Source organism: Arthrobacter sp. 05N425 (assembly GCF_056397125.1).
The window spans coordinates 1-19249 of record NZ_JBFTMU010000009.1 but is presented as its reverse complement, the minus strand read 5'-3'; the positions used below and the strand labels follow the sequence as shown (position 1 = coordinate 19249).

General features: G+C 68.5%; 22 protein-coding genes and 2 riboswitches. Of the genes, 3 read left to right on the top strand and 19 right to left on the bottom strand.

What is annotated here, in order from left to right:
• Nucleotides 1-16: 16 nt before the first annotated feature.
• Nucleotides 17-132: riboswitch (glycine riboswitch) on the bottom strand.
• 1 nt (nt 133) lies between these two features.
• Nucleotides 134-232: riboswitch (glycine riboswitch) on the bottom strand.
• A gap of 202 nt (nt 233-434) precedes the next feature.
• Nucleotides 435-1280, top strand: a complete 846-nt coding sequence (locus AC1DGE_RS12580; RefSeq protein WP_476917552.1) for an aldo/keto reductase — start codon at nt 435-437, stop codon at nt 1278-1280.
• 25 nt (nt 1281-1305) lie between these two features.
• On the opposite strand, the gene AC1DGE_RS12575 is transcribed toward AC1DGE_RS12580, so the two are convergent.
• Nucleotides 1306-1845, bottom strand: coding sequence for a TetR/AcrR family transcriptional regulator (locus AC1DGE_RS12575; protein ID WP_441418243.1), 540 nt, complete (start codon nt 1843-1845; stop codon nt 1306-1308).
• 68 nt (nt 1846-1913) lie between these two features.
• On the opposite strand from AC1DGE_RS12575, the gene AC1DGE_RS12570 reads away from it, so the two are divergent.
• Nucleotides 1914-3482 carry an MFS transporter gene (locus tag AC1DGE_RS12570; protein ID WP_476917551.1) on the top strand — a complete coding sequence of 523 codons (1569 nt, stop codon included), beginning with the start codon at nt 1914-1916 and terminating at the stop codon, nt 3480-3482.
• Between the two features lie 124 nt (nt 3483-3606).
• On the opposite strand, the gene AC1DGE_RS12565 is transcribed toward AC1DGE_RS12570, so the two are convergent.
• Nucleotides 3607-4089, bottom strand: a complete 483-nt coding sequence (locus AC1DGE_RS12565) for a Dps family protein (protein ID WP_441418241.1) — start codon at nt 4087-4089, stop codon at nt 3607-3609.
• A 133-nt stretch (nt 4090-4222) separates the two neighbouring features.
• A complete protein-coding gene (locus AC1DGE_RS12560) occupies nt 4223-5041 on the bottom strand; it encodes a sigma-70 family RNA polymerase sigma factor (RefSeq protein ID WP_441418240.1) in 819 nt (272 codons plus the stop codon).
• Between the two features lie 225 nt (nt 5042-5266).
• On the opposite strand from AC1DGE_RS12560, the gene flgN reads away from it, so the two are divergent.
• Nucleotides 5267-5782, top strand: coding sequence for a flagellar export chaperone FlgN (gene flgN / locus AC1DGE_RS12555; protein WP_476917550.1), 516 nt, complete (start codon nt 5267-5269; stop codon nt 5780-5782).
• 6 nt (nt 5783-5788) lie between these two features.
• On the opposite strand, the gene AC1DGE_RS12550 is transcribed toward flgN, so the two are convergent.
• The 16 genes from AC1DGE_RS12550 to AC1DGE_RS12475 all read right to left on the bottom strand — a co-directional run.
• Entirely contained in the window at nt 5789-6043 is a 255-nt protein-coding gene (locus AC1DGE_RS12550; RefSeq protein ID WP_441418238.1) for a carbon storage regulator, read from the bottom strand.
• 9 nt (nt 6044-6052) lie between these two features.
• The gene (locus AC1DGE_RS12545; protein ID WP_476917549.1) at nt 6053-7195 is read right to left on the bottom strand and encodes a hypothetical protein; all 1143 of its coding nucleotides are present in this window, start codon (nt 7193-7195) and stop codon (nt 6053-6055) included.
• Nucleotides 7173-9221, bottom strand: coding sequence for a flagellar biosynthesis protein FlhA (locus tag AC1DGE_RS12540; protein ID WP_476917548.1), 2049 nt, complete (start codon nt 9219-9221; stop codon nt 7173-7175). The genes AC1DGE_RS12545 and AC1DGE_RS12540 overlap by 23 nt, the downstream gene beginning before the upstream one ends.
• 49 nt (nt 9222-9270) lie before the next feature.
• Nucleotides 9271-10353 carry an EscU/YscU/HrcU family type III secretion system export apparatus switch protein gene (locus AC1DGE_RS12535; RefSeq protein WP_476917547.1) on the bottom strand — a complete coding sequence of 361 codons (1083 nt, stop codon included), beginning with the start codon at nt 10351-10353 and terminating at the stop codon, nt 9271-9273.
• Nucleotides 10353-11111 (bottom strand): flagellar biosynthetic protein FliR, encoded by a 759-nt coding sequence (locus AC1DGE_RS12530; RefSeq protein ID WP_441418234.1) that lies wholly within the window; start codon nt 11109-11111, stop codon nt 10353-10355. The genes AC1DGE_RS12535 and AC1DGE_RS12530 overlap by 1 nt, the downstream gene beginning before the upstream one ends.
• Before the next feature lies 1 nt (nt 11112).
• Nucleotides 11113-11388, bottom strand: a complete 276-nt coding sequence (fliQ, locus tag AC1DGE_RS12525) for a flagellar biosynthesis protein FliQ (protein ID WP_175321994.1) — start codon at nt 11386-11388, stop codon at nt 11113-11115.
• Nucleotides 11385-12200, bottom strand: a complete 816-nt coding sequence (gene fliP / locus AC1DGE_RS12520; protein ID WP_441418393.1) for a flagellar type III secretion system pore protein FliP — start codon at nt 12198-12200, stop codon at nt 11385-11387. Before fliP ends, fliQ begins: the two co-directional genes overlap by 4 nt.
• Nucleotides 12201-12259: 59 nt before the next feature.
• Nucleotides 12260-12859, bottom strand: coding sequence for a flagellar biosynthetic protein FliO (gene fliO / locus AC1DGE_RS12515; RefSeq protein WP_441418233.1), 600 nt, complete (start codon nt 12857-12859; stop codon nt 12260-12262).
• Complete coding sequence (gene fliN / locus AC1DGE_RS12510; protein ID WP_441418232.1) at nt 12860-13588, bottom strand: flagellar motor switch protein FliN; 729 nt, start codon at nt 13586-13588, stop codon at nt 12860-12862.
• On the bottom strand, nt 13585-14481 hold the full coding sequence (locus AC1DGE_RS12505; RefSeq protein WP_476893159.1) for a flagellar motor switch protein FliM: 897 nt from the start codon (nt 14479-14481) through the stop codon (nt 13585-13587). The genes fliN and AC1DGE_RS12505 overlap by 4 nt, the downstream gene beginning before the upstream one ends.
• A gap of 87 nt (nt 14482-14568) precedes the next feature.
• The gene (locus tag AC1DGE_RS12500; protein WP_441418230.1) at nt 14569-15396 is read right to left on the bottom strand and encodes an OmpA/MotB family protein; all 828 of its coding nucleotides are present in this window, start codon (nt 15394-15396) and stop codon (nt 14569-14571) included.
• On the bottom strand, nt 15393-16214 hold the full coding sequence (locus AC1DGE_RS12495) for a motility protein A (RefSeq protein ID WP_476909088.1): 822 nt from the start codon (nt 16212-16214) through the stop codon (nt 15393-15395). Before AC1DGE_RS12495 ends, AC1DGE_RS12500 begins: the two co-directional genes overlap by 4 nt.
• A gap of 3 nt (nt 16215-16217) precedes the next feature.
• Entirely contained in the window at nt 16218-16499 is a 282-nt protein-coding gene (locus AC1DGE_RS12490) for a flagellar FlbD family protein (protein ID WP_476909087.1), read from the bottom strand.
• 414 nt (nt 16500-16913) lie between these two features.
• Nucleotides 16914-18074, bottom strand: coding sequence for a flagellar hook protein FlgE (locus tag AC1DGE_RS12485; protein WP_441418227.1), 1161 nt, complete (start codon nt 18072-18074; stop codon nt 16914-16916).
• A gap of 30 nt (nt 18075-18104) precedes the next feature.
• Nucleotides 18105-18539 (bottom strand): flagellar hook assembly protein FlgD, encoded by a 435-nt coding sequence (locus tag AC1DGE_RS12480; RefSeq protein ID WP_441418226.1) that lies wholly within the window; start codon nt 18537-18539, stop codon nt 18105-18107.
• Nucleotides 18540-18557: 18 nt separating this feature from the next.
• A partial coding sequence (locus AC1DGE_RS12475) for a flagellar hook-length control protein FliK (protein WP_476917546.1) occupies nt 18558-19249 on the bottom strand: 692 nt, incomplete at its 5' end.

Sequence of the window (19249 nt, the reverse complement as noted above, 5' to 3'; positions counted from 1 at the left end):
CACATTGATTCGGGTTCCTCCCCGCTCTGTATTGGACCTGAGAGTTTCCGCGCAGCCGCTTTCGCGAGGCTCCGCTTGCACCGTCGGTGAGCACAGCGCGCCGCGTGACGCACTTGCTGCTTTCCAGAGTTGCCTTGCCGCGGCGGTACATGGGCCTGAGAGATTCCTGGGGAGGGTTTGCTCCTACGGCGCCTGCTTGTACCTACTTGCAGAACTCTCCCGCCGCAGATCAAAGGCATATTCAATTGCTCGTGACCGCAGTCACAACTCCCATTGTCCTATGCCGGAGGCACGTCCGCAAACTCCGGTACCCGGGCCGCTTCAGCGTTACGGTAGAGCGGTGGCCAAGAGGCGGCGGCGCATGCGGCCACTGGGCAAATTACGACTCAAGGAGACAATTCATGCTGGAGCGAAGGCCATTCGGGAACACTGGTTTGGAAGTCTCCATCGTGGGGCTCGGCGCCGGCCAGATCGGTGAAAGTGATGTCACCGAGGCCGAAGCCGCCGAGGTGCTCAACGGGGCATTGGATCTCGGCGTTACGCTGATCGATACCGCCGCCAGTTACGGGCTGAGCGAAGAGCGCATCGGCCGGCACCTCGGCGGACGCCGGGACGAGTTCGTATTGTCCACAAAGGGTGGGCCCAAGATCAACGGCCAACGGGACTGGTCGCCGGGCAGCGTGCTGGAGAGTATCGAACAGTCCCTGCGCTTGACCCGGTCGGAACGGCTCGACGTCTTCTATCTGCACTCATGCCCGCTTGAAATCCTGCGGCGTGGCGATCTGCAGGACACCCTGGACCAGGCAGTCGCCGCCGGCAAGATCGGTGTCGCCGGCTACAGCGGAGACAACGCGCCGCTCGCATTCGCTGTGGACTCCGGCCGGTTCGGTGCCATCGAAACCAGCGTCAACATAGCCGACCAGTGGAATCTCCGAAACGTTCTCCGTCCCCGGTTCGGCCCGGGAGTCATCGCCAAGCGCCCGATCGCGAACGCGCCGTGGCGCTTCGCTGAACGACCCACCGGGAACTACGCGGAGCTCTATTGGGAACGGCTGCGGGCCCTGGAGCTCGACCCAGGAGACCTGGACTGGGCCGAGTTCGCCCTGCGCTTCACGGTGTACGCGCCCGGCGTGGACACCGCAATTGCCGGCACGGCCAAGCTGGCCAACCTGCGCGCTAATATCACCGCCGCCGGACGGGGCCCTCTTCCGGCTTCTGCACTGGAAGGCATCGACCGCGCCTGGCACGCTGTGGGCTCCGGCTGGCCGGCCTCGACCTGACGGCCCGGCAAGCCTAAAGCCGCCCTTAGCTGCGCAGGCGTTCGACGGCGGCCAGCAGGCTCTCGACGTCGCCGGCCACCTCGGCCGGCGCCTCGCCGGGTCCCCGCGCCAGCATGGCGTTGAAGTACAGCCCGTCCCCCATGTACAGCACGGGCTTGGCCATGGCGGGGCCCACATCAGCGGCAAGGAGCGCCAGCCAGCTCGCCTGGACTCCTGCCATCCGCCGCAGGGTCTCGGCGTGGGCCACCTCGGCCAACCGGGTGGCGGCCACGAAGACCCGGTCCAGCGGGGTATCGGCCCATACGGAGGATCTGATGAAGTACGCCGCCGCTCCTTCCGGTGCCGCGGCCATGGCCGCCAGGTCCGCGGCGAGGAGCCGGTCCAGGCGCTCAAGCAGCACCGAGATCATGGCCTCCTTGTTTGGGAAGTGGTACAGCAGTCCGCCTTTGGAGACGCCGGCCCGCCGGGCGACCGCGTCCAGTGTCGCGGCGCGCTCCCCCTCCGCAATGAGGAGGGATTCGAAGGCGTCGAGGACGGCTTCGCGGGCTACGGGTTTTCTGGCCATGGCTCCCATCATGCCTGCCGTGACGCGAATTTCTTAACTGTACCGTCTGGACGGTACAGTTAACCGTCATGAGCACCGCATCCCTGTCCGCAGCCACCCGCACCGAACAGGCCCCGCGCGCGCCTTGGCGCGACTGGCTGGCCTTGTCGCTGCTGATGTTCCCGGTCCTGCTCGTAGCCGTGGACAACACCGCGCTGACCTTTGCCCTGCCGGCGATCGCCCGCAGCCTGGACGCCACCGGGGTGCAGCTGCTGTGGATCGTCGATGCGTATCCGCTGGTGCTGGCCGGCCTGCTCGTGGCGATGGGCAGCCTCGGTGACAGGATCGGCCGGCGCCGGCTGCTGTTCATCGGCAGCACCGGTTTCGCCCTGGTTTCCGCGGTGACGGCTTTCGCGCCCAGCGCGGAATGGCTGATCGCGGGACGGGCCGGCCTGGGCTTCTTCGGCGCCATGCTGATGCCGTCCACGCTGTCCCTGATCCGCAATATCTTCCCGGAGCCCAACCGGCGGCGGCTCGCGGTGGCGATCTGGGCCGCGGGCTTCTCCGGCGGCGCCGCGCTGGGCCCGATCTTCGGCGGCTGGCTGGTGGAGCACCTCTGGTGGGGTGCGGTCCTGCTGGTCGCCGTGCCGATCATCCTGCCCCTGCTGGTCCTGGGCCCCGCGCTGATTCCGGAATCGCGGGACCCCAACCCGGGCAGGGTGGACGCGCCCAGCATCGTCTTGTCCCTGCTGGCCATGGGTCCGGCGGTCTACGGCATCAAGATCCTTGCGACCGACGGCGTGGCGCTGGAGCCGCTCGCGGCCCTCGGGATCGGGCTGCTGATGGGGTACGCCTTCGTCCGGCGGCAGCGCCGGCTGGCGGCCTCGGCATCCTCTGCTCCGCTGCTGGACCTCAGCCTCTTTGCCAACCCGGTCTTCAGCACCGCGATCACCGCCAACGTCCTGGCCCTGTTTTCGTACAACGGTTTCATCTTGTTCCTCGCCCAGCATTTGCAGCTGCTCGAGGGGCAGTCGCCGTCGGAATCCGGCATGGCGATGATCCCGGCACTCGTCGCCACCGTCGTTGCCGGGCTGCTCGTGGTCCCGCTGGTCCGCAAGGTCCGTCCGGGGTTCGTGGTGGCGGGCGGCCTGCTCCTTAGCGCTGCGGGTTATGGCCTCGTGGCCTTCGGAGACCACGGCGCCGGGCCCGGCGTGCTGCTGGCCGCCCTGCTGGTGCTGTGCCTGGGGGTCGGCGCGGCCGAGACCATCTCCAACGACCTGATCCTTGGGGCGGCGCCGGCGGCGAAATCGGGCGCAGCGTCCGCCATCTCGGAAACCGGCTACGAGGTGGGCTCCCTGCTCGGCACCGCCATCCTCGGTTCCATCCTGACCGCCTCCTACCAGCGCAACCTGCAGCTGCCCGCCGGCGTCGCCGGGATGGCACCGGCGGAAACCGCGGCCCAGGCCGGCGAGACCCTCGCCGGGGCCGCCGAACTGGCGCATACCCTCCCGGCTCCGCTGGCCGAGGCCGTGATGGCTGCCGCCCGGGCCGCATTCGACTCCGGCGTTCACATCACGGCCGCCATCGCGCTGGTACTGATGGCCGGCGCCGCGGCCCTCGCCGCCGTCGTGCTGCGCAAGGTACCGACGGCGAACTAGGCGTCAGGCGCAGGGCACCTCTGTTCAGATGGCAGCGGCCGGCAAGGCGTTAAATGGCAAGCGTCCGACGCCGGGACGGAACCCGGCGTCGGACGCGTGGAAGTAAGCGCGTAGAAGGAAGCGGCTACTTCTTGGTGTCCGGCGTGGTGACGCTGGCGGTGGCACGCATGGTTTCGGCGTTGACCATCCAGGCGTACTGCTCGAGCTTGGCAATGAACGCGTGCAGCAGGTCGGCGGTCGTGGGGTCTTCCTCGTCCACCTCATCGTGCACCTTGCGCATCGTACCGACGGCAGCCTCAAGGGCGGCGACGATCTTGTCGATCGCGTCCTTGGTGTTGATCAGGCCGGTCGGGAATTCTGCGAGTGCGGTGGTCTTGGAAACGGTGGAGCTGCGGCCGTCCGGCAGGGCGTGGAGGGCGCGCATACGCTCGGCCAGGTCATCGGCAAAGCCGCGGGCGGCCTCGATGATCTCGTCAAGCTGCAGGTGAAGGTCGCGGAAGTTCGTCCCCACGATGTTCCAGTGCGCCTGCTTGCCCTGCACATGGAGTTCGATCAGGTCCACGAGAACGGCCTGCAGGTTGCTCGTCAGGGTGGGCGTTGCTTTCATGCATCCTCCTTGATAGGAACGGCTTGGCGTTATGCCTCAGACGCTACCCCACCGAGCAGACGGCACGCGATGGTCGCGGCGCAATTTCACGTTCAGCTTACTAAGTAAGCTTAGTAAGCCTCCCGGGGCCGGCTCAGACGGCCTGGTTCAGCATCGGCCCCTGCGGGAAGATGGCCCGGGTGATCCCCCCGGCGGTGGCTTCGGAAAGCTGGGCGAGGTAGTCGTTCCGGCGGCGCGGCGTGATCCGGGACTGCGGCTCGAAGCCCTGGTCCGGGTCGTCCGCGTAGTGGGCGGTGAGGCCATCACGCATGAGGCGGATCGCCTCGGCGCGCTGCTGCGACACGGCGGCGTGCGTGGAGCCCAGTTCGGCTGCCAGGTCCTTGACCGTCCGGTCGCCGAAGTAGATCTCCTCGACGACGTAGCGCATCCGTTCCGGCAGCGACTTCACGGCGGCACGGAGGTACTGCAGCCGTTCGTCCGCGAGCACCGAGCTTTCCGGGGACAGGGTCTCCGCGGCGAGGGTGTCAACGACGGCGTCGTCGAGCGGTGTGAGGGTGCGCGACGCGTCCGCGAGGGCGGCTTCGACGACGCTTTGCTGGACGCCGAGCGCGGAGGCGATCTCGTCAACCGAGGGCGTGCGTCCGAGAGCCGCCGCCAAGGTTTCCTGAACGGACATGGTCTCTTTGATCCGGCGGCGTGCCGAGCGCGTGGCCCAGTCGCTGGCGCGCATCTCATCGGCGAACGCGCCAAGGATGCGGCGGCGCGCGAAGGCGCCGAAGGGCACGCCAAGGTCAGGGTCGAAGGAATCGGCCGAGGTAATCAAGGCCACGGCGCCAGCCGATGCCAGGTCATCGCGCGAGAGGTGGGACGCCTTCGAGCACAAATCTGAGACGAGATAGCCGACCAGCGGAAGGTGCTGGGTGACCATCTCGTTGCGTTCCACGCGATTCAATAGTGTGTCCCCCCATGAGACGGATCAGGAGCTTTAAAACCCTGAGAGCCGCACCCACAAACGGTCCAGCGCTCCCCCCATGGGAGGCGGTGTTCGAAGCTCGGGCGCAGCACCCAGAACGAAACCTATCACCTGATCCGGCATCTGCGTGTACCCTCAGGGAAAAGCTTGGCGGAAAATGCGGAAAGCCGTAATTTGGCCGTGATGGCAGGGGAAATGGGGCCCATGGGTGCAGGGGATCTTTCGGCGGCGCTGTGGCAGGAACGGCGGCAGTTGGAACTGCTCCTGTTCAGGTTGGAAACCCAGCGCCTGCACGTGGCCGCCGGCAACACCCACTGGCTGACCTTCACCGCTTCCGAGGTGGAAGCCGTTCTGGACCGGCTGCGCTTCGAAGCGCTGGCCCGCAATGTCGAGTCCGCGGCGGTGGCGGCCGAATGGGGCCTGCCGGCGCAGGCAACGCTGGTTGAACTGATTGCCGGCGCGCCGCAGGGGTCCTGGCCCACCGTCCTGCAGGAGCACCTGGACGGATTGCGCGGCTTGATGGGCCGGCTTGGCGAGGCCGCCCGCGCCAACGAGGAGCTGCTTCGAAGCCTGCAACGGCCCGCGGGCCCGAACGATCCTGCCGGAATCCTCGAACAGCTGACGGTTGCCGGAAACATTGAGCGTGCCCTTGCCATTACGCGCCGCGCGACCCAGCCGCTCATGGCCCAGTACCTAGGCGACGACGCGAACTCGCACTGACGGCCTTTAGTCGCGGGCGGCCGCCGGGGGCAGCAGGCCGCGCAGCGCGTCCTCGGTGCCGGGACCGGATTCGGCGCCTGCTTCAGCTGCCGCCAGGTTCGCCGCAGCAATGGCCTCGATTACTTCCCGCCGCTGGATCGGAACGCCGCGGGGCGCCTCGATGCCGATCCGGACGCCGTCGCCGCGCCCTTCCAGAACAGTGATGACGATGCCGTCGCCGATCATGATCTGTTCGCCCGGCTTGCGTGTTAGTACCAGCATTCTCTCAATCTACCCTTCGCGGCCGGACGCTGCGGCCCACGGCGTCGGCCGGGTCGCCGGCCGGCCATCGATCCAGCCCACCGGCAGGCCGAGGGCGTCCACGCTTTCGGGCGTCCCGGTGTCCGCTGCGCCCACCACGGCCACCGCGGCCACCTCGAGCCGGGCCCGCAGCAGGCTCACCCAGCGGGCGGTGTCCTCGTGCTTGCGCCCGGCGTCGACCACAACCCAGAGCTGGTCCGGGGAAAGCGCCGAGATCGCCTGCAGCCGCGCCAGGGTATTGCGGGCCTTGCCGAGCCCGAAGGCGGCCAGCACCGTCTGCTCGGTCTCCACGGCGTGGGCGCGGGCCGCCGTCGCGCTCTGGCGTCCGTCCAGGTGCAGGTGGCCGTAAGCGCTCAATTCTCCGGCGGTGCGCACGTCCGCGCCGCCAGCGGCGATGGACATGGCCAGGGCGGTGTCCATCGCGTCGTCGCCGAGGCCGACCAGCACCACCAGGTCCCCGGTGCCGCTCAGCGGGACCGGCACCGGCTCGCGCGCCGGCGCGGCATTTCGCACGGACGGCGACGGCGGCACGCGGTCGTGGGCCGGTGCGGTGCGCTCCCCCGCGCCGTTCCCCGGGCGTGCTGCCCGGTCCGGGGCGGGCTGTCCCGCTCCGGCCGACGTCGGCCGCAGCCCGGATCCGAGCTGGTCCAGCAGTTCGGCGAAGTCCGGCGACTCGGTCGAGACCCCTGGGGTGCCGGTCCGGTGCAGGGTCAGTTCGGCGGCGTCGGCTTCGGCCAGCAGGGCGGCGATCGCGTCGCCCTGCAGCTGGTGGGCGGGGGCCGCGGCGATCCGCGTGCTGGGCGGCGTCTCCGTCCGCCGCGGCGCTTCCCGGACGGTATCCCGCGGGGCCTCTGCCGATGTGGCGGCGGCCCGCTCCACGATCTCACCCTCGGACAGGATGTCCGCATCCGGCACGACCTCGCCGGTGACGACGTCGTGCTTGGGCTGGACCTCGACGATGGCCTCGTAGCGGTTCGCCGCGAACAGCCCGGCGATGCCGGGACTGATCACGCGCTCGGCGGAAACGATGCGGGCCGACGGGCCGTACTGGGCCTCGGCCTTGCTGCGGATTTCCTCCAGCGAGGCTCCCTTAAGCCGATAGCGGTTCGGCATGGCGCACGACTCCTACAGTTTCGATCCGGACATTGGCGGAAGTGACTTCGCGGTACGACAGCACCGGAACGGACCCGGGCTGGGCTCCGATAAGCCGGTGGATGGCCGGACGCAGCGCCGGGGCGCAGACCAGGACGGCCTGCCGGTTGGCGGCGGCCGCGGAGTCCACCGCGTTGCGCACCGAGCGGAGCACGGCGTCGAGCCGGTCCTGTCCCATCACGATCTGGCTGCCGCCCTCGGCCGGCCGCATATCCTCCAGCATGGACTGTTCCAGGAGCGGGTCGATCATGATCACGTTGAGCACCGGGCCCTCCATGAACTTGGCGGTCAGCGCCGGACCGAGTGCCTGGCGGGCCGCCTCCACCAGCGACTCCGGGTCGGTGGAAACCTTGGCCCGGAGGGTAAGCGCCTCGTAGATGCGGGCCAGGTCGTTGATGGGGACCTGCTCGTCGAGCAGGCCTTGGAGCACCCGCTGCAGCTCGGCGAGCGAGAGCAGCGCGGGAGTCAGTTCGTCCACGGCGGAGGGGCTCTGCTTGCGGACGCCCTCGGTCAGCACCCGGACATCCTCGCGGGAGAGCAGCCGGGCAGCATTGCCCGTGACGATGGAGGACAGGTGCGTGACCAGCACCGAGACGCGGTCGATCACGGTGGCCCCGGTCATCTCGGCGTTGTGCCGCATCTCGGCCGGAATCCACTTCCCGGCGAGCCCGAAGACCGGCTCAATCATGGCGACGCCCGGGAGCGAGTCCAGTGAGTCGCCGAGGGCCAGCATCTGGCCGCCCGGGGCGGTGCCGCGGCCGGCCTCCACCCCGGCGATCCGAATGGCGTAGGTGGCCGGCGGGAGATCCACACTGTCCCGGGTGCGGACCGGCGGGATGACCAGGCCCAGTTCCATCGCGATCTTGTGCCGCAGCGATCGGACCCGGGCCAGCAGGTCGTCGGAGGCGCCGGAGACCATGTCGACAAGGTCGGGGGCCAGCAGGATCTCCACGGGGTGGACGCGCATGTCCTCCAGCAGCTTCTCGTTGGGGTCCAGCTGCGGGGAGTTCAGCGCGGCGGCCTCGGCGCCGCGGGCCTTTTCCGCCTGCTGCTGGCCGGCGGCGGTGCGGCGCGAAGCCAGGATCAGGCCGGCGCCGACCAGGACGAACGGAATGGGCGGCATGCCGGGGATGAGGGCCATGGCGAGGGCGGCCACGCCCGCGATCATCAGGGCGTTGGGCGACTGCAGCAGCTGCGTGGAGGCCGTCCGGCCCATGTCCGCCTCCGCGTTGGACCGCGTCACGATCATGCCGGTGGAGACAGCCATCAGCAGCGCCGGGATCTGGGTGACAAGTCCGTCACCCATGGTCAGCAGGCCGTAGGTGTTGAGGGCGTCGCCGATCTCCATGCCGCGCTGCAGCATGCCGATTGCGATGCCGCCAATGAAGTTGATGATGATGATGATGATGCCGGCGATGGCGTCACCCTTGACGAACTTCGAGGCGCCGTCCATCGCGCCGTAGAAGTCGGCCTCTGCCGAGACCTCGGCGCGCCGCTCCCGGGCCTGGGTGTCGGTAATCAGGCCGGCGTTGAGGTCGGCGTCGATCGCCATCTGCTTGCCCGGCATGGCGTCCAGGGTGAACCGCGCCCCGACTTCGGCGACGCGCTCAGCGCCCTTCGTGACCACGACGAACTGGATAACCACCAGAATCAGGAACACGACGGCGCCGATGATCATGGAGCCGCCCACGGTCACCTTGCCGAAGGCCTCAATGACCTGGCCGGCGTAACCGTTGCCGAGGACCAGCCGGGTGGAGGCAACGTTGAGGCCCAGCCGGAACAGCGTGGCCACGAGCAGCAGCGAGGGGAACACGGAGAAGTCCAGCGGCTTCTTCACGAACATGCTGGTCAGCAGCACCAGCAGCGCCAGCAGGATGTTGCACACGATGAGGAAGTCCAGCAGCGGGGCGGGCACGGGAACCACCAGCAGCAGCACGATGCCCACAATGCCGATCGGCACCGCCAGCCGGGCGAGCCTGTTGTTCATGATGCGGTCCTTTCACAGACGCTGGTTCCAAAAATGTTCGCGAAGATGCTCATAGCGCGGCTCCGGCCATCCGGTGCAGCCCGGCTCCGGCGCCGCGGGCCTTGAGCGACATGACGAAGGCCAGCACCCCGGCCACGGCGTGGTAGAAATCCACCGGGATCTCCTGCCCCAGCTCGCAGGCGCCGTGCAGCGCCCGGGCGAGCGGGATGTCCTGGACCATGGGCACGTTCTTCGCCTCGGCCTCCTGCCTGATCCGCGACGCGACGTGGCCGGCACCCTTGGCCACCACCCGCGGGGCCGACTTTCCGGGCTCGTACTTCAGCGCGACGGCGACGTGCGTGGGGTTGACGAGGACGACGTCGGCGTCCCCGATTGCCGCGATCATGCGGTTCCGGCTCATGGACAGCTGCCGGGCCCGGCGCTGGGAGCGGATCAGCGGATCGCCTTCGCTGCTCTTGTTCTCGTCCTGGACTTCCTTCTTGGACATCCGGGTCTTCTTCCGGTTCCGGCGCATCACCACGAAGAAGTCCACAGCCGCCAGCGCGATGCCGGCGAAGACGGCGAACTGGACCAGGGAGGAGATGCCGCTCCCGGCCGCCGCCACGACGCCGGACACCGGAAGGCCGCCGGCGGTGAGCAGCACCGGGATGAGCCCCTGAACGACGGAGTAGAGCACGAGGCCGACAACGCTGGCCTTCAGCAGCGCCTTGATCCCGCCCCACAGCGCCTGGGTGCCGAAGATGCGCTTCAGCCCGCTGAGCAGTTTGAAGTTCTCGAAGTCCAGGCGGAACTTCTTCAGGTGGATGCCGCCCTGCAGCGCCGAACCCACCAGGACGACAAGGAGCACGACGATTAGCAACGGTCCGAGGATTCCGGCGAGCGCGCCGAGGCCGTCCTCGAGGGCCTTCACGGCCCTTGCCGGATCCGGCTGCGCCATGACGCCCCGGACGCTGAAGAGCTGGTCCGTGGCCGCGTTGGCCCCGCGCTGCACGGTCGCGGGGATCATGACGGCGGCGGCGCCGACCGCCAGCCAGGCGGTGAGGTCCTGGGAGCGCGAGAGCTGGCCCTTGGAGCGGACCTCCCGCATGCGTTTGTCGGTGGCTTGTTCGGTTTTTTCCTGTGAATCCGCCATCAGCCCACCCCCAGCACAGTCTTGGCGGCCTGCCCGGCGAGGGTGGAGACGATCCTGGGCAGGGCGAGGAAGAGGAATCCTGCCAACGAGAGGGTCAGCATGATCTTGAGCGGGAAGCCCAGCGAGAAGGCATTCAGTGCCGGGGCCACCCGGGTCAGCAGGCCGAGCCCGACGTCGGCGAGGAACAGCACCACCAGCAGCGGGCCGGCGATCTGGACGGCGGCGAGGAACATGCCGGTGACGGCGGAGGTCATGGCCTGGACCGGCTGGGCCAGGTCAAGGCCGCCGGCCAGCGGCAGGGCGGTGAAGCTTCCGGTCAGGCCGCCGATGACGAGCTGGTAGCCGTCCGAGGAGAACAGCAGGGCGAGCGCCGCCATCTGCAGCAGCCGGGTGAACTGGGCGCCGTTGACCATCATCTGCGGGTCGAAGGCCTGGGCCATCTGGAAGCCGCTGAAGAGGTCGATCAGGCTGCCGGCGGACTGGACCGCTGCGAAGACCAGCATGACCAGGAAGCCCAGGACCAGGCCGGTGACGAGTTCCAGGACCACTCCGGTGAGGAAGCCTGCCGTGTCGCGGGCGACGTAGCCGGCGGAGAGCCGCTGCGAGACGGCCAGGCCCAGGCCGACGCCCAGCATGGCTTTGATCCGCCCGGGGAAGGCCTGGTGCGCGAAAGGCGGTGCCACGATCAGGAATGCCGTCATCCGGACGGTGGCCAGCAGGAGGACTTCCAGCCACGTCTGATCGATCGGGATGCCCACCTCACAAGCCTCCGAGCAGGGAGGGGATCTTGGCGAAGAGGTCGTTGGTGAACGCGACCATCTCCGAGATCATCCAGTGCCCGCAGATCAGCAGCGCCACCGCCACGGCGGCCAGTTTGGGCACGAAGGAGAGGGTGGCTTCCTGGAGCTGGGTGATGGACTGAAGCAGGGAAATCGCCAGGCCCACCACCAGCGCGGTCACCAGCACCGGGGCCGAGAGCTTGGCGGCCACGATCATGGCCTGGAGGCAGATGTCCAGGACGGCGTTGGCGTTCATCCCGAGCCTGCATAACTTTGGATCAGCGAGGTGATGATCAGGCCCCAGCCGTCCACGAGGACAAAGAGCAGGATCTTGAACGGCAGCGAGATCATCACCGGCGGAAGCATCATCATGCCCATCGACATCAGGGCCGCGGAGACGACGAGGTCGATCACGAGGAACGGGATGAAGATGACGAAGCCGATAATGAAGGCGGCCCGGAGTTCGGAAATCATGAACGCCGGGATGAGCGTCTGCAGCGGCACCGCTTCCGGCGTGGCCGGGTTCTCCATGCCGGCGGCGCGGGTCATCAGTGCGATGTCTTCCTCGCGGGTGTGCGCCAGCATGAAGTGCTGCAGCGGGCCCGAGCCGGCGCTGAGCGCGCCGTTGAAATCCAAGGTGCCGTTCAGGTAGGGCTGCACGCCGATGGTGTTCATCTCGTTGATGACCGGCCACATGACGAAGATCGACAGGAACAGGGCCAGGCCCGCCAGCACCTGGTTGGGCGGTATGGACGGGAGCGAGAGCGCGTTGCGGGTCATCGCGAGCACCACGAAGATCTTGGTGAACGAGGTCATCATCAGCAGCAGCGCGGGCGCGACGGACAACAGGGTGATCCCGATCAGGGTCAGGACCGCTGTGGATGGCTTTCCGTCCATGCCGTTGATCTCGATGTTGACGCTGCCGGTGTCCGGGCTGGCCGGCGGGGTTGGCGGAACCGGCGGCACGGGGGCAGTCGCATGGCCGGCGGAGGCGTTAAGCCAGAGCAGCAGGACGGCGCAGAGCACGGCGGCGACGCCGATGGCCAGGAACCTTGTGGTTCGGCTGATGCCGGTTCGGCTGCTGCTGGTTGACGGGACGCGGGCGGAGCGGGCGGTGGCAGGGCGGATCAATTGCGGCGTCCGCTCCTGAGAGCGGCAGCGGCCTGCTTCCAGGTGGAACCGGCCAGAATTGACCCGTGCAGCGGCGGGTGGGACGCGGCGGGCGCGGTCCCGCGCCCCGGGGCGGTCCGGGGGTGGGGTTCGCGGCGGATGGAGTTGCGGCGGGACAGCGGCCGGTCCGGTGCCCCGGGCTCGCCAGCCGCAAGGCTGCCGACCTGGTCCGCGGTCCCGGCCCCGTTCACGGGTGCGGCGGAGGCAGCGGCTCCGGCTCCGGCTCCCGCGCTTGCGAGGATCTGCGCGAAAGCGCCGGCGGCACCGGCGCGGCGGGGCTCCGGATCCAGGGCCTCTGCGGCCTCTGCCGGGATGTCGCCGGTGTGCAGGACGTTGACGGCGTGGTCGGTGACGCCGAGCAGGAAGCGCTGGCCACCGGCGTCGACCACCACTACGGAGGCACGCTGGCCGACGCTTTGGCGGCTGACGACGCTCAAGGCGGCGTCAGCGCGGCGTCGTCCCGTGCCTTTGCCGAGACGGCGCTGCAGCAGCCAGATCAGTCCAAGCACCGCGCCCAGGGCTACGGCTACCCGCAGCCCGAGGATCAGCGAGTCCATTCAGCTAAGCCCCTCGGCCACGTCGAGGATCCGGGTGATCCGCACGGCGTAGTCCTGGTCCAGGACCACAACCTCGCCGTGGGCGATCAGCCGTCCGTTGAGCAGAACGTCGGCGGGGGCGCCCGCGGAGCGGTCCAGTTCGATGATCTTGCCGGGTTCGAGCGAGAGCACGTCGCGGACGGACATGCGGGTGCGGCCGATCTCCACGGTCAGGGCCATCTCGATGTTGTTGATGCGGCCCAGCCGGCCGGCCACCGTGTCGCCGCCGCCGAAGAGGTCGCCGGCACGGTCCTGGCTGGTGCCGTGTTCGCGCAGCCGGACCGCGAACCATGCCGCCGGGCTGGTGCCGTCGGAGAGTTCGAAGACGGCAGTGTCGGGGTCCGAAAGCAGCCCGGACGCGTCGGACTCGCGCAGGTCCGAGAGCACGCCGGCGCCGAAGACCGAGCTTGCGCTTTCCATCGCGGGGCGGAGGACATCGGTGACGGAGACGACGCCGAGTTGGCCGCCGGCCATTCCCCCGGCCGCCTCGTCCAGGAACGTGCGGTCGCTGAGCATCAGGGCGAGGTCTGCGGTCACGGAGCCGACGAAGGTCGCGGTGACGGCCTGGCGGGCGTAGGGGGCTGCGGCGCGGGCCGGGACCAGCGCGACGACCTTCAGGGCTACCGGGCTCGGCAGTTCCTCAACGAGCCGTTCCGCCGACGATTCATGCTTGGTCAGGGTGATGCTCATTGGTTATTCTCCTCGATTGTGACAATGACGGCTGCGGCCCGGGACCCGTTGCGGGCCGGGGCGGCGGTGGCCAGCCTCGTGCCATCCAGGGTGAGGTCGAACGGCCGGTTTTCCAGGTGCGGGAGGGTCAGGACGTCCCCCACCGCGAGGCCCAGCACCTGGCTGGGGGTGACGTACGACGTCGAGAGCCGCACCGAGAGTTCCACCGGGACGCGCTCCAACTGCGAGCTGATGCGGGCGGCGGCGTCCCCGCGGTTGTCCGTCGGGTTGACCTTCTTCAGCCGGCCCAGCAGGATTCCCGCCGGCACCGCCAGGGTGGCCGGGGCACTGATGTTGCCGACGTTGATCGTGAAGGAGGCGACAATCATGAGTTCGCTGGGCGCTGCGGCCTGGGCGAACTGGGAGTTGTACTGGACGGTGTCCACCCGGATGGTTTCGCTCAACAGCGGCCCGAGCGAGTAGCCGAGGTCCTCGAGGGCCTCGTCCATAAGTCCCTTGACCAGGGCCTGTTCAATCTGCGTGAACTTCCGGTCCGGCATCACCGTGTCGTTCGAGGCGCCCAGCATCCGGTTGATCCAGCCCAGGGCCGAAGGAGCGGGGAACTGCACCACCAGCTTGGAATCGTGCGACTCCACGGTGCACAGCACCATGGCGGTCACCGCCGGGAGGGAGGCGGCGTACTCGTCGTAGCTCTGCATGCCGACGTCCTCGAGCCGCACCACGGACTTCACGCGGACCTTGGCGGTCAGCTGGGTGCCCCACTGGCGGGCGAACGTCTCGAAGGCGAGTTCCAGGACGCGGCTGTGCTCTCGCGCCAGCGTCGCGGGACGCCGGAAGTCATAGACGCTGACGGTCCGCTCCCGTACCACTTCCCGCTCATCCAGAACACTCACGGTTGCCACTATCGGCAAGGGATCCGCCGTCGTAAGCAGTCTGCCCCAGGCAATAAACGGGGCGTCAGACAGCACGCGAAAGAGCCGCTATTTCTGGGTCAGCTTCAAGGCCTGGGGAATGAGGGCCCGGACGACGTCGGGCTTGTCGGAGATGACTACGATGTCCACCCGCCGGTTCCGCTCCATCAGCGCCGGCGTGGAATCGTCGTTGACCTGGCGGGCCGAGCCGAAGGCGACGGCCCCGATCCGCTGCGGCGGGATCCCGCCGCGGTCCACCATGTAGCGCAGCACGTTGACCGCGCGCGCCGAGGACAGTTCCCAAGTGGACGGGTACGCGGTAATGCCCTTCGCTGCGTGGCCTTCCACCATGATCTCCAGCGCCGCGGGGCCGAGGATGGGCGAGATGATGTGCAGCACCTGGGACGCGCGGTTGGTGAGCTCGGGCCGGTCGGGGGCGAAGAAGGCCTGGGAGCCGATGAGCTTGACCGTCAGGCCGCGCTGGTCGATTTGGAACTCCACGTTCTGGCTGAGCCCGGCGGCGGCCAGGCCGGCCTTCATCTTTTTCTCGAGGGCGCGCAGCCGGTCCACTTCTTTCTTCGCGGCGGCGAGGGCTGCGTCCTGGGCTTTCTTGTCGTCCGACTGGACGGCGGCAAAGGCCTCGAGGTCTTTGTTGACGAATTCGGGCGGGACCACGGTCCCGGAGGCGGTGTCCACGGTTTCCGAGGCCACCGCGCCGAACCCGGTGGCGAGCGAGTTGCGCAGCTTCTCAAACTTGTTCGCGTCGACCGTGGACATGGCGTAAAGGACGATGAAGAGGCACATGAGCACGGTGACCATGTCCATGTAGGAAGCCATCCAGCGTTCGTCGACGTGGTGCGCTTCGGGTTTCTTGCGGGGCCGGCGGCGTCCGCTCACGCTGCGGTGTCCATCGACTCCGCGGTGCCGTCACCGCTGGGCGCCTTGCGGCCCTTGTCGGCGCTCTTGAGCTGGTGCTCCGGGACCATGGAACGGAGCCGTTCGGCCAGCAGCAGGGGCTGGGCGCCGGACTGCACGGCGAGCATGCCCTCCATCACGAGGGTCATGCGTTCGATGTTCAACTCGGAGAGCCTGGCCAGTCGCGAACTGAACGGCAGCCAGATGAAGTTGGCCGAGAGCAGGCCCCACAGGGTCGCGACGAAGGCGGCGGCGATCATGTGCCCCAGTTCGTCCGGCTTGGAGAGGTTTTCGAGGACGTGGGTGAGGGACACGACAGTTCCGACGATCCCCACGGTAGGGGCGTAGCCGCCGAGGCTGGCGAAGAACTTCGACGACGCGTGGTCGCTGCGGGACTTCGTGTCAATCTCGTCCTCCATCTGCAGGCGGAGGTCCTCGGCGTCGGTGCCGTCTGCGATGTTCTGCAGGGCTCGGGCCAGGAACGGATCCTTGACGCTCGCGGCCTCTTCCTCAAGGGAGAGCAGGCCCTCGGCGCGCGCCTTTTCCGCGAAGCGGACCATCTGGTCGATGCTTTCCTGGGGCTTCGACGTCTTTCCCATGAACATTGCCGGCACGGCCTTGAACGCTTGGATCACGTCCTTGAGCGTGTTGCCGGCCAGCCCGATGGCCAGGGTTGCCCCGAAGACCAGGACCAGGGGCCCGGGCAGCAGCAGGCCGGAGATGCTGCCACCTTCAATGACCACCATGGTGACGACGGAACCAAACGCGAGGAGCAGTCCAATGATTGTTGCGGGATCCATGGCTTACTTCCTTGGTGGTTCAGGTGCGGAGGCGTCGTCGTCCGGTCCGGCAGGCGGGACCAGGCTCAAGGGGTAGCCCGTGACGGCAGGAAAATCCCGCGCCTTGTTCAGGACGTAGGCGCGGTAGTCGGCAATCAGCTCGACCACCTCGGCCAGGCTTTCGAGCACAACATAAGCGGCGCCGTCGAGCGTGACCAGGTGGGTGTCCGGGCTCTCGTGGATCCGTTCAATCAGGTCCGGATTGACCGCGAAGCGCGTTCCGTTGAGGCGTGTGACAACGATCATGGGCCGATTCTGCTCTGGGGACTGCCTGGCGGTGCGGCCAAGCGGCGGGTAGGGGTGTTCTCCCCTTACTGTCGGCCGCCCCCGCGCTTTCGTTAGGCGCCGCGGACACACGAAAGGGGCCCCCAAGGGACCCCTTCCATGTGGCCCGCCGTTCCACGGCCTTCGTTCGCCCGAATTTCGCTACGGCAACGGACACCCGCGGCGGAAACGGACCTGCGCGCCCCGGATCCGGGGCGCATCAGGCCGCCCGCGCCGCGTTTTTCCAAAACCGGTGCGAAAAAGCACGGCCGGCACCGCGTCTGCCGTCGAACGGGTGCATGCGGCGGACAGCTCGGGTCCTCGGAGCTGGATGAGTCCCGTGGCTGTCTTCCGTGCGCCCCTCGCTGGCGACCTTGGACCGCGGTGCGCCAGGGGTTAGCGCTTGAGGTTGCCGAGCTCCTGCAGGACCTCGTCCGAGGTGGTGATGATGCGGGCGTTGGCCTGGAAGCCGCGCTGGGCGACGATCAGGTTGGTGAATTCCTGGGACAGGTCCACGTTGGACATCTCCAGCGAGCCGCCGGCCAGGGTGCCGATGCCCGGGTCGCCGGCCGCGCCCAGCTGGACGTTGCCGGAGTTGGCGGTGGCGACGTAGGAGGAGCCGCCGGCCTTCTCGAGGCCGGCCGGGTTGGTGAACTTCGCCAGCGCAATCTTGGCGAGGACCTGCTTGGTGCCGTTGCTGAAGGACCCGATCAGGGAGCCGTCATTGCCGAGGGTGAAGGATTCCAGCTTCCCGGCCGGGGTGCCGTTCTGGCCGCTGACGGTGAGCGAGCTCATGCCGGCGAAGGAGGACACCTGGCTTACGTCGATGGTCTTGCCCGCAACGTTGAGCTTGCCCGGAGAGGTCAGCCGGCCGTCGGTGAAGCTCATCCGGTCCGCGATGGTGGCGCCGCCGTCGGTGGACACACCCCAGCCGCCGGGCTGCTGGACAAAGGTGAGGGTGAGGTTGCTGGCGGCGCCGACGGAGTCGTAGACCTTGACCACGCGGTCGAACGACGCCGAACCGGCGTCCGCGGGCAGGTTGCCGTCCAGCGTCATGGAGGTCGTGGGGGTCGCGATCATGGTGTTGGGGTTAAGCGTGATGTCGCCGATGGCACCCGCCTGGTCCACCTTGCCGTTGTTGGCGGTCCAGCCCTGCAGGATGCCGCCGTCCGGGCTGACGAGCTGGCTGGCAGCGTCGAACGTCATGGATCCCGCACGGGTGAACAGCTGCTGGCCGCCCTTGCTGGTGACGAAGAAGCCGTCGCCGGAGATCATCATGTCCGTGGCGCGGCCGGTGCTCTGCGAGGAGCCCTGGGCGAAGTTGGTGCTGACGCCGGCGACGCGGACGCCGAGGCCGATCTGCGCCGGGTTGCTGCCGCCGGACTCCCCCTGCGGCGCTGACGCGCCCTGGGTCAGCTGCGAGAGGGTGTCCTGGAACTGCGTGGAGGACGCCTTGAAGCCGGCCGTGTTGACGTTGGCGATGTTGTTGCCGGTGACATCCAGCATGGTCTGGTGGGCACGAAGGCCGGAGATTCCGGAGTACAGCGAGCGGAGCATGGGAACTGCCTTTCTACGGGAGGAAACTGGTCAGGAAGCGGCCGGCGCGGTAAGGCCGGTGATGGAGTCGAGGGGGATGGAGAGATCGCCGACCTTGACGGTCGGTACTGCGTCGGCGAAGGAAACCGAGCTGGCGATTCCGGTGCCGGTGGTGCCGTCGGCGAGTTTGTAGTCAACGGAGTGGCCGATCAGCTGTGATGCTGCCGAGCGCATCTGGAGGGAGAATCCCTCCTTGCTGTTGGAAGTCAGTTCGGTCATCTTTTCCATCATGGAAAGCTGGATGGTCTGCGCCATCATCTGGTTCGTATCCATGGGGGCGCTGGGGTTCTGGTTCTTGAGCTGGGCCACGAGGAGGGTCATGAACACGTTGGCGTCCATGGACTGCACGGGGGCCCGGACGGCGGCAGCCTGCGGGGTCGTCCCCGCGGCCGTAACCGGCTGCGGGGCGATGGGCTGGATAGTCATGGGTCGGGTTCCTTCGTGTCAGACGAGAATGTCGAGGGTGGTTTGGGGACCGTTCAGGATCCTGGTATTGCGCAGCGACGCTTGGTCCGCCAGAGCGTCCCACCGGTGCCCCGGCCGCGGTTCGCCGGGCCCGTTCCGGCCGCCGGGTCCCGAGCCGGCGCTGCCGGCGTCGGAGGCTTCGCGGCCGGCTGCACCCTGTCCCGCGTCCCCTCCTGCGTCCTGGCCCCGGCCCGCCGGTCCGCTGTGGTCCGAGAGGTCGAGGGTCGCACCGAAGCCGGCGTCGGCAAGTTCCTTGCGCAGTTCCGGCAGGATCCCCCGCAGCGCTTCCCGGCCGGTGTCCCCGGGAGCGAACAGTTCGATCCGAACGCCGGCGCCGTCGATGTGGGCGCGCACGGTCAGCGGACCGAGGTCCTCGGGGGTAACTTTCAGGGTCATGATGTGCTGGCCGTGCGGGGCCGCAGCGAGCGTGAACAGCGGCTTTGCCAGCTGCGGGGTGAGGGCGGGCTGCTGGGCCGGAGCCGGAGTCGCGGCCGCCGGTAGTGCCGTGCTGCGGGCCGGGCCCGGCGCGGGCGGGGCCACCGCTGCGGCGCCGGCAGCGGCCACGCTGTCCGTCGCTGCGGGAGCAGCCGGACGGCTCTCGGCGGGAGCGTCGGGGGCCCCGCCGGGGAGCCTCCCTCCGGTCCCGACGACGACGCCGGGCAGGCCCGGTG